Origin of the sequence: Sphingomonas sp. (assembly GCF_019635455.1) — a bacterium.
In the GTDB taxonomy this organism is placed as follows: Bacteria; Pseudomonadota; Alphaproteobacteria; order Sphingomonadales; family Sphingomonadaceae; genus Sphingomonas.
Genome location: NZ_JAHBZJ010000015.1, coordinates 25,495 through 35,154 on the forward strand (window position 1 = coordinate 25,495; position 9,660 = coordinate 35,154).

Annotated in this window: 8 protein-coding genes; all 8 read right to left on the minus strand. The window is 68.1% G+C overall.

The window, feature by feature from the left end; translation table 11 throughout:
- Positions 1-9: 9 nt before the first annotated feature.
- The 8 genes from KF783_RS15210 to KF783_RS15245 all read right to left on the minus strand — a co-directional run bounded on the left by KF783_RS15210 (position 10) and on the right by KF783_RS15245 (position 9,458).
- The gene (locus tag KF783_RS15210) at positions 10-1,008 is read right to left on the minus strand and encodes a DUF2891 domain-containing protein (RefSeq protein ID WP_294080841.1); all 999 of its coding nucleotides are present in this window, start codon (positions 1,006-1,008) and stop codon (positions 10-12) included.
- The gene (locus KF783_RS15215; RefSeq protein ID WP_294080855.1) at positions 1,005-1,958 is read right to left on the minus strand and encodes a DUF979 domain-containing protein; all 954 of its coding nucleotides are present in this window, start codon (positions 1,956-1,958) and stop codon (positions 1,005-1,007) included. The genes KF783_RS15210 and KF783_RS15215 overlap by 4 nt, the downstream gene beginning before the upstream one ends.
- Complete coding sequence (locus KF783_RS15220; protein ID WP_294080843.1) at positions 1,955-2,626, minus strand: DUF969 domain-containing protein; 672 nt, start codon at positions 2,624-2,626, stop codon at positions 1,955-1,957. The genes KF783_RS15215 and KF783_RS15220 overlap by 4 nt, the downstream gene beginning before the upstream one ends.
- Positions 2,623-6,183 (minus strand): hydantoinase B/oxoprolinase family protein, encoded by a 3,561-nt coding sequence (locus KF783_RS15225; RefSeq protein ID WP_294080845.1) that lies wholly within the window; start codon positions 6,181-6,183, stop codon positions 2,623-2,625. Before KF783_RS15225 ends, KF783_RS15220 begins: the two co-directional genes overlap by 4 nt.
- 94 nt (positions 6,184-6,277) lie before the next feature.
- Entirely contained in the window at positions 6,278-7,102 is an 825-nt protein-coding gene (locus KF783_RS15230) for a phytanoyl-CoA dioxygenase family protein (protein ID WP_294080848.1), read from the minus strand.
- A gap of 534 nt (positions 7,103-7,636) precedes the next feature.
- Positions 7,637-8,413 (minus strand): sulfite exporter TauE/SafE family protein, encoded by a 777-nt coding sequence (locus KF783_RS15235; protein WP_294080857.1) that lies wholly within the window; start codon positions 8,411-8,413, stop codon positions 7,637-7,639.
- Between the two features lie 128 nt (positions 8,414-8,541).
- Positions 8,542-9,021, minus strand: coding sequence for a PaaI family thioesterase (locus KF783_RS15240; RefSeq protein ID WP_294080850.1), 480 nt, complete (start codon positions 9,019-9,021; stop codon positions 8,542-8,544).
- 8 nt (positions 9,022-9,029) lie between these two features.
- Entirely contained in the window at positions 9,030-9,458 is a 429-nt protein-coding gene (locus KF783_RS15245) for an acyl-CoA thioesterase (RefSeq protein WP_294080852.1), read from the minus strand.
- Positions 9,459-9,660: the final 202 nt, after the last annotated feature.

A 9,660-nucleotide genomic window follows, 5' to 3' on the forward strand; every position in this document is an offset into this window, starting at 1 on the left:
GCGCCCGCGTCACGCCGCCGGCGCCTCAAGCGCGAGCAGGGCAAAGCTCGCGAGCCAGTGGCTGCCCATATAATCGTCCGCGATATGCGGCAGGCTGGCGTCGAGATGTGCCTGCGCACTCGCCCGGGCCAGCCGGCTTTCAGGCCCGTCGCCCAGCCGCGCCGCAATGCCGCGCCAGGCCCATGCCCGCGACAGGTTCAGCCCGTCGAGATGCGCGATCTTGCCGTCGCTGCGGTCGGAAACATGCGCGGGTGCGAACAGCGGCGCCGGCACCCCCTGTACCATCGCCGGAAGAAACGTCGCGAACCAGTGGCGGAACGCCGCCTGCCCGGCGATACGGCTCATCAGCATCGCGATCGACAGCGTCGGCGACAGGAATTCGTCGCCGCCCGGCTCCAGCGTCCGGCAATCGGCGAGCGCGCCATACCAATGCTCGGCCCGCGCCACGATCAGCGCGGCAAGCGCCGGGTCGTGCGAAATCGCCCAGTCGTGCGCCAGCGTCAGCGCGAATGCGGTGTTGAAATGCGTTCCGACCCAGATCGGATAGGTCAGCTTGGGCAGATACGCCCGAAACCGGTCCGCGAACGCCCGGGCCAGCGGCTCCACCGCGCCTGCCCATGGCGCGTCATACGCCGCCAGCTCGGCATGGAGCGCCAGCAGCCAGGCCCAGCCATAGGGGCGTTCAAACCCCGCCGAATAGGGCCGCGACAGATAGGCGAGTTCGCCCGCCACCTTGTCCGGCACCAGCATCGCATCGGCGCGGGCGCGGGCCTGTGCCGCCTCGGGCAGATCGGGGAACAGCCGGGCGATCCGCATCACCTGCCACCAGCCATGGACGCAGCTGTGCCAGTCGAAACTGCCGTGAAAGATGGGGTGGAAATCGACCGGTGGGCGCGCATCGTCGGGACCGTTCAGCACATGGTCCATCTTGTACGGCCATTGCAGGCCAAGATGCGACAACGTCGTGCGGGCAAAGCCGGCGGCAAGGTCGCGGGTCAGTGCGGTCATCGAAACGCCAGCCACCAGATCAGCAGGATGTTGAGCGCCAGCAGCGGCAGCGCGGTCGCCAGCTGCGCCTTGATCACGCCGTTGCGATCCTTGAGTTCGAGCAGCGCGGCAGGGACCAGGTTGAAGTTGGCCGCCATCGGCGTCATCAGTGTCCCGCAAAAACCGGCAAGCATGCCCACCGCGCCGATCACCGCCGGGTCGCCGCCATAGTGGCGGACCAGCAGCGGCACGCCGATCGCCGCCGCCATCACCGGAAAGGCGGCGAACGCGTTGCCCATGATCATCGTGAACAACGCCATGCCGATCGCATAGACCAGCACGGTCAGAAAGACGCTTCCCTCCGGGATCAGCGCACGGGTCGCGTCGCCGATCACCGTGCCGACGCCCGCCGCGGCGAACACGACGCCCAGCGCCGCGAGCATCTGGGGCAACACCGCCGCCCAGCCGATCGAATCGATCAGCCGCCGCCCCTCCTCCAACGGCGCGAGCGCGGGCGGGCGCAACCACATGAACAGCACCAGCACCGCGATCAGCACGCCCAGGCCGAGCAGCACATAGGTTTCCCGCTTCGGCTCGATCAGCCCGATGCCGCCAACCGGGGTATAGGTATAGACAAGGGTGCCGATCAGCGCCGTCGCGGGGATGATGAGCGCCGGCAGGAACAGCCGGTTGCCGATCCGCGCGCTATACGCCTCGCGCTCCGCGTCGCTGGTCGTATCCGGATCGCCGCGCCCGATCGCCCCGAACCCGGCAAGGCCGGCCAGACCCAGCACCAGCAAGCCGTTGGCCAGATCGCCGAGATGCGACCCGGCGAGCAGGCTCAGCGCCATCAATCCCCAGAAGGCCGCATTGCCGAACCGCTTCGCATTGCGGCGGTCCAGCGCACTGAGCACCGCGAACGCGGCGAACATCAGGCCGGCCAGGACATAGAGCCATTGCAGCGTGATCATCGCCGCCCCCTCCCCAGCCACCGGTCGAGCAGCAGCAGACGCGCGGCATGGATGGCAAAGGCGCAACCGGCGGTCGGGATCGCCCACACCGCCAGCTCCAGCGGTGCCAGGACGATGCCATAGGTCGCGAGCGTCGCCTGGATCAGCACGATCGACCCGATCGCGAAGAAGATGTCCTCGCCAAAGAACAACCCGACATTGTCGGTCGCGGCGGCGTAGGATTTGACCGTCTCCGCCTCATCATCGGTCAGCATACCATGCTGCTGCTCCGCCGCCGCCAGCGCCATCGGAGCGACCAGCGGGCGGACCGTCTGGGGATGGCCGGCGGTCGAGTGCAGGCCGATCGCCGCGGTGAACTGACGATAGACAAGGTACAGGATCAACAACCGCCCCGCCGTCGCCCGGCGAAATCCGCCGATCACCGCCCGCGCCCGTTGCTGGAGGCCATAGCGTTCGAGCAGGCCGATGACGGGAAGGACGATCCACACGATCGCGATGATGCGATTGTCGTTGAACGCCTTGCCGAATGCCGAAATCACCTCGATCGGCCCCATGCCCGCGAGCAGCCCGGTGACGAGCGCCGACGCGGTGACGACGAGCATCGGGTTGAGCTTCAGCGCGAAGCCGACGACCACGACGAGGATACCGAGCAGCGGCAGCCAGCTCATGCGCCATATCCCCCGCCGCCGGGCGTCCGGATGACGAAGACATCGTCGAGCCCCACCTCGACCGCCGCCGTTGCGCCGAACGTTTCGATCGCCCCGTCGGCGCGCACCACGAAATTCTCGCCCCGCGCGCCGTCCCTGCCGCCGTCCAGCCCAAAGGGCGGGACACGACGGCGGTTGGCGAGGATCCCGGCGCGCATCGGTTCCAGGAAGCGCAGCCTGCGCACGACCCCGTCGCCGCCCCGCCATCGCCCCGCGCCGCCCGATCCGGTGCGGATGGAGAATTGCTCCAGCCGCACGGGAAACCGCGTTTCCAGCACCTCCGGATCGGTGAGGCGGCTGTTGGTCATGTGCGTCTGCACCGCCGCCGTGCCGTCGAACCCCGGCCCGGCACCGGATCCGCCGGCGATCGTCTCATAATATTGGTGCCGGTCATTGCCGAAGGTGAAGTTGTTCATCGTCCCCTGCGCCCCCGCCATGGCCCCCAGCGCGCCGAACAAGGCGTCGGTCACCACCTGGCTGGTTTCGACATTGCCTGCGACGACGGCGGCGGGAAAGTGTGGATTGAGCATCGATCCGTCCGGGACGGTGATCGTCACCGGACGCAGGCAGCCGTCGTTGAGCGGGATCGGCTCGTCCACCAGGCAGCGGATGACGTACAGCACCGCCGCGCGCACCACCGACAGCGGCGCATTGAAATTGTCCGGCAGCTGGTCGCTGGTCCCGGCGAAATCGATGGCGAGCGCGCCGGCTTCGCGGTCGATCCGCACCGTCACCTCGACCGCCGCGCCATTGTCGAGTTCGTAGCGGAAGTGGCCGTCGTTCAACCCGCCGATCAGCCGGCGGACGGCGGCAGCGGCATGGTCCTGGACATGATCCATATAGGCGCGAACGACGGCGGTTCCCTGTTCCGCGCACAAACGCCGCAGTTCGGCAGCGCCCCGCGCGCATGCCGCCACCTGCGCCGAAAGGTCGGCTAGGTTCTGATCGACATTGCGCGCCGGCCATTCCCCCGATGTCAGCAGCGCGCGCGTCTCGGCCTCGCGCAGCAGGCCATCCTCGACCAGCAGGAAATTGTCGATCACGACCCCTTCCTCGCCGATGCTTCGGCTGTCCGGGGGCATCGATCCGGGACTGATTCCGCCGATATCGGCATGATGGCCGCGCGCCGCGACGAAGAATGCGGGGACCCCCTCCTCATCGACGAAGACCGGCTGGATCACGGTGATGTCTGGCAAATGCGTGCCGCCGTCATAGGGCGCGTTCAGCGCATAGACGTCGCCGCGCCGGATGCCGCGCCCGTCCGCGCCGCGCCGGGCGATCACCGTGCGGATACTCTCCCCCATCGAACCCAGATGGACCGGAATATGCGGCGCATTGGCGATCAGCCGGCCCGCCCCGTCGAACAGCGCGCAGGAAAAGTCCAGCCGCTCGCGGATGTTGACCGATGTCGCACTGTGGCGCAGCGCGGCGCCCATTTCCTCTGCGATCGCCATGAACAGACCGGCAAAGATTTCGAGCCGGACCGGATCGCGTTCGACACCGGCTTTGCCATGCTCGGCGGCCCGGTCGCGGGTCAGTATGATGCTGCCCTCCCGATCCAGGCGCGCGCTCCATCCCGGCTCCACCACCGTCGTCGCGACCGGATCGACGATCAGCGCGGGGCCGGCGACCGCGCGGCCCGCCGCGAGACCCGCGCGCCGGAACACCGGAGCGTCGTGCCAGGCCCCGCCCGTGAAGAGGCGAACCTGCGCCTCCGCCGCCGATGATTCGGCCGGTGGAACCGGCAGCGCGGGCATCGTCCGTGCCGGCGCGATCGCCTCGGCGCTCAGCGTTTCGACCGTCAGCGCGCCGTGCGGGGCGTAGCCGAACCGGTCGTGGAACCGGTCGGCAAAGGCGGCGTGCATCGCATCAACGTCGCCGAACGGGACCTCGATCAGATTGTCCGATCCGGGCAGGCGAAGCTGGGCGCTGACCTCGACCTCGGCACCGGCGCGCACGCCCTGCGCGGCCAGGTCGGCGCGCGCCTCCGCGACGAGCGACCGCACCGCCGCGTCCAGCGGCTCGCCCGCGCCGATCGGCAGCGCGACGGTGCGCGCGCGGATCGCCCGCTGCCGCGCGAGCCCGATGCCATAGGCGGACAGCACCCCCGCGAACGGATGGATCAGCACCGTCCCGATGCCCAGCGCATCCGCGACCAGACAGGCATGCTGCCCGCCGGCGCCGCCGAAGCAGGAGAGGGCGAAGCGCGTCACATCCTGGCCGCGCGCGATCGAGATCGACTTGATCGCGTTCGCCATGCTGGCCACCGCGATCGTCACGAATCCCTCGGCCACAGCCTCCGGCGCCAGGCCTGCCGCCGCGGCCTCGTCGGCGAGCCGCTCGCGCGCGGCATCGGCATCGGGCGGCGCGGTGCCATCGACACCGAACGCGTGCGGGAAAAAGCCGGGTTGCAGCTTGCCGAGCGCGAAATTGCAGTCGGTGACCGTCAATGGTCCGCCGCGCCGATAGCATGCCGGGCCAGGAACCGCGCCCGCCGAGTCCGGCCCCACGCGCAACCGCCCATCCTCGAACCGGCAGATCGACCCGCCACCCGCCGCAACAGTATGGATCCGCAGCATCGGGGCGCGGATGCGCGCACCCGCCACGATCGTCTCGCTGTCGCGTTCGTACCGCCCGGCATAGAGCGAGACGTCGGTGGAGGTGCCGCCCATGTCGAACCCGACGACGCGATCATGGCCCGCCGCGCCTGCGGTTTCCGCCATTCCGACGATGCCTCCCGCCGGACCGGAAAGGATCGCATCCTTTCCCGAGATCAGGGCGCCGGGGATCAATCCGCCACTCGATTGCATGAACAGCGGCACATTTGCTGCACCCAATGCTGCGGTCAGCCCTGCAACATATCGGGCGAGTACGGGGGACAGATAGGCATCGGCGACACAGGTATCGCCCCGCGCGACGAGGCGGATCAGCGGCGCGACACGATGGCTCGCGGAAATCTGGGTAAAGCCGATATCCGCCGCCAGTTCGGCAAGCGCGATCTCATGCGCCGGGTGACGATAGCCGTGCATCAGCACGATCGCGACGGCGCGCAACCCCCGTTCGAATGCGGCGCCCAGATCGCGCCGCGCCGCGTCCAGGTCGAGCGGGCGGACCACCTCGCCTTCCGCGCCGACGCGTTCGTCGATCTCGATCGTCGCGGCATGCAGCGGCGGTGGGCGGTCGATGCGGCGCGCGAAGATATCGGGCCGGTCCTGGGTCCCGATCACGAGCGCGTCGCCAAAGCCGCGCGTGATCGCCAGCGCCACCGGCTCACCCTTGCGCTCCAGCAACGCGTTGGTCGCGATCGTCGTGCCGATCCGTACCTCCATGGCCGGCAACGGGCCATGCGCATGCCCGGTCAACTGGCGGATCGCAGCGACCGCGGCGTCGTCATATTGGTCCGGATTCTCCGACAACAGCTTCGCGGTGCGGATGCCGCCATCCGGCCCGCGCGCGACGACATCGGTAAAGGTCCCGCCGCGATCGATCCAGAATTGCCAGCCGGCCGGCTCTGCCATCGTCGCGCTCCCTGCCGGTCCCGGCGCTGAAGGGTCCGGCGGCCTTCATGGCCAGCGTCACGCGCGAAGGCAAGCGTCCGCGACGGCCGGATCGTCAGGGATAATGCGGATGGGGGTTCGCGCGCAGCTCCTCATAATGGACGAGCGCGGGTTCATCCCCGAGCGGCACCGGCTCTCCATCGCGAAACGCCCATTCGCCACGATCACAATCCGCCGCGCGGACATAGCCGTTGATGTACAGCCGCCGCTGATGGGTCGAGACGTTGCGCCCCGACCCATGTACCAGATAGGGGTTCCACAGCGCGACATCGCCCGGATCGAGCGTCAGATCGACCGACAGCGCCGGATCGATGCCGGCGGCGACCAGCGCATCATCGCTCATTTCGGTTCCCAGCACCTCGGTCGATGTGTCGAGCGCGATGGCCCCCGAATTGTGCGAGGCAGGGATGAACCGCATCGCGCCGCTCTCCCGCGTGTGCGGATCGATCGCCAGGCCGGTCTGGACATAGCTGCCGCCCAGGTTGCGATACACGGCATCGGGCTTGCGGAACCGCGAATCCTGATGCCAGGCAAAGTCGCCCTTCGATCCCGGCGCCTTCCAGTGCAGCTGGTTGATGATCTGCTTGACGTCGCGCCCGATCAGCGGCTCCAGGATCGCCAGGAACCGCCCGTCGCGCCGGACCGCGTCCAGCACCGCGTTATGATAGGAGGGCCATTGCACCATCCGCACCAGCGGACGCCCGTCCCCGGCCGGCGCCACATTGTAGAACAGGTTGCCGTGGCGAAAGCAGCGGCCATGGGCGACACCCTCGGCATGAACGGCGTCCATCGCCGCGCCGATCGCCGCGACCTCGTCCGCGGAAAACACCCCGCGAACAATGGCATATCCGCGTTCGCGATACTCGGCCACATGGTCCATTCGTCCGCCACTCCCGCGCGCCGACGCAACATCGGCCCGGCGCCGGGGTCCCACCGCCACATGCCATCGTCAATCCATCAATCCATGCGAATGCCCCAACCTGAATGCATGGCCTTCCATAATGTCGCTGCGTCGCGGGCGCTGCGTTCAGCCATGCCCTTTTCGCATGACCCCCGCGCGCGGGAGCATGTTCTTGCATAGGGTGGCACGACTCCACATCGTCGGGGGACCGAATTCAAAAGGGGGGCCTTCGAACCATGAAACCAAAGCTGTCGTTGCTTTTGAACAGCGGCGCGCTGGCGATCGCTTGGCCCTGCCCGTCACCGCGCGCGCAGGACTGACGGAGCAGCAGGGCTGACCGAGCAGGTTGACGCGCATCTCCCCCGACGCGCGGGGCCGGCGCGGCAAGGCCGAAGGTGGCGATTGCGCCGGCGAGTTGCCTGCGGTTCAACATCGATGCGAGCCTAACCCAGCGCCGCGCGCCGCGAAATGCGATGCGTCGCGCGCATGCGACGATGCGCGGTCATGCCGCGCTCAGATCATCGGAAAGCTCTTCAGCAGCATATAGCCGGCGACGGCGAAGATCAGCATCGCGAACACGATCCCCAGCCGGCCCGAGGCGGCAAGGCGCCGCGCGGCCCGACTTCCGCCGATTCCGCCCACCACGCCGCCGGCGATGAAGACGCCGGCGAGCGGCCAATCGACCAGACCCGACATGGCATAGTTGATGGCGGTGGTCAGGCCAAAGGCGGTCACCGCGATCAGGCTGGTGCCGACCGCATCGATCATCGTCATCCCGGTCGCGGCGACCAGCCCCGGGACGATCAGGAACCCGCCACCGATCCCGAAAAAGCCGGAGAACAGGCCGGTCCCGGCGCCCAGGCCCACCACCTTGGGCGCGTTGCGGCGGCGGCACTGCGCATGCGGATCCCCGCCGGCCCTGCGCCCCCGCAACATCAGTACCCCGACCGCGATCATCACCAGCGCGAACAGGAACAGCAGCCGCTGTCCGTCAAACGCCTTGCCAAGCGTCGATCCGGCGAGCGCGCCCAGCACCCCGGCCGCCGCGTAGATCGCGCCACACCGCCAGCGGACGGTGCCGGCGCGCGCATGGGCGATCAGCCCGCTGCCCGCATTCGCCGCGACCGCGAGCGCCGAGGTGCCGATCGCCACATGCGCGCTCGGCACGCCGACCAGATAGACCATCAGCGGAACCGCCAGGATCGACCCGCCACCGCCGACCAGGCCCAGCGAAAAGCCGACCAGCGCGCCCGAGGCGAGGCCGAGCGCGCCTTGCGTAATGGAGATGATCAAGATGGGAGACTCGCGTGCACGAGACGACCCTAGAAGAATTTGCCAGGCACCGCCATGGCTGTGGCACAAGGCTGCGCTGCAGCAGCGATTGGGACGGCAATCTGTTCGCCGCCCCCGGCGGACGATCAGGCCGGGGACAGGGTCTGTCCGGACTGGCTCGCCGGCTCGCGGCGGGCCATCGCCATCAAGGTGCCGGTCATGGTCGCTATCAGGTGCTCGCCGCCGTCGCGTATCGCATAGGCGCGTCCCTCGCTGATGGTCAGCGTTCGACCCGGCTTGATGACCTCGGCGCGGAAAATGAAACGCTGGCCGCTGGCAGGCGCAAGCAGGTTGGTCTTGAACTCGACGGTCAGAATGTCGGACCCCTCCGGCATCAGCGTGAAGGCCGCTATTCCGCAGGCGGTATCGAGGCCGGCGGTAATGACGCCGGCATGCACGAACCCGTTCTGCTGCGTCAGCGCCGCTGAATAGTCCATCGCGAGATCGACTTCGCCTGGCTCCATTCGGGCAATGGTGAAGCCGAGCGTACGCATCGCCTGCTGACGGCTGAACGTGTCGGCAGCCACGCGACGGAAACTCGGATTACTGGCTTCGAAGCGCGGCATGGTCGGCCTCACACCGTCGCCGGCTCGGCTGCCAATTGCCGCGCCGCAACTTCGCGGATCGCGTCCTCGAAGGGCATGGATTTATGCGCCTGGCGGTCGAGATGCACAGCCGTGATCTCGCAGGTCGCCGCGATCTCGCCGGTCTCCGCGTTGCGCATTTCATGCACGAAGCGGATCGATTTTTCGCGCAGCTCGAGCAACCTGCTCCGGACATCGACGATGTCGCCGGCAAACAGCTCGCGCTTGTAGGTGATGTTCTGCTGCACGCCGGCCATGCCGCGGCCGGATTGCCTGAGATAGCTCGGTGTCAGGCCCAGCCTCGCGAACATATTCCAGTTCGCCTCGTCGAACTTGCCGACATACCACATGATGTTCATATGCCCGACATGATCACACTGCCACGGATAAACCGTGCCGCGATAGGTGGCTTCCTCCATCGAAATTATCCCGCTTTCGATTATTGATACGGTAGCGTATCAGGAGGCCATCGGGTTAGCAATACGGCACCGTATCGCAACCGGGAGAGTGGCCGTTTGACCATCGCCATCCCAAACGACGCCCGGGCCGAAGTCTGGATCGAGGCTGGATTCGCCGAGCTGGCGCGCTCCGGCCCCGAAGGCGTGCGCGTGGAAGTGCTGG

Excerpts from the sequence above, each read along its gene's own strand:
- KF783_RS15210 (WP_294080841.1), bottom strand. The coding sequence starts at position 1,008 with ATGACCGCACTGACCCGCGACCTTGCCGCCGGCTTTGCCCGCACGACG.
- KF783_RS15215 (WP_294080855.1), bottom strand. The coding sequence starts at position 1,958 with ATGATCACGCTGCAATGGCTCTATGTCCTGGCCGGCCTGATGTTCGCC.
- KF783_RS15220 (WP_294080843.1), bottom strand. The coding sequence starts at position 2,626 with ATGAGCTGGCTGCCGCTGCTCGGTATCCTCGTCGTGGTCGTCGGCTTC.
- KF783_RS15225 (WP_294080845.1), bottom strand. The coding sequence starts at position 6,183 with ATGGCAGAGCCGGCCGGCTGGCAATTCTGGATCGATCGCGGCGGGACC.
- KF783_RS15230 (WP_294080848.1), bottom strand. The coding sequence starts at position 7,102 with ATGGACCATGTGGCCGAGTATCGCGAACGCGGATATGCCATTGTTCGC.
- KF783_RS15240 (WP_294080850.1), bottom strand. The coding sequence starts at position 9,021 with ATGCCGCGCTTCGAAGCCAGTAATCCGAGTTTCCGTCGCGTGGCTGCC.
- KF783_RS15245 (WP_294080852.1), bottom strand. The coding sequence starts at position 9,458 with ATGGAGGAAGCCACCTATCGCGGCACGGTTTATCCGTGGCAGTGTGAT.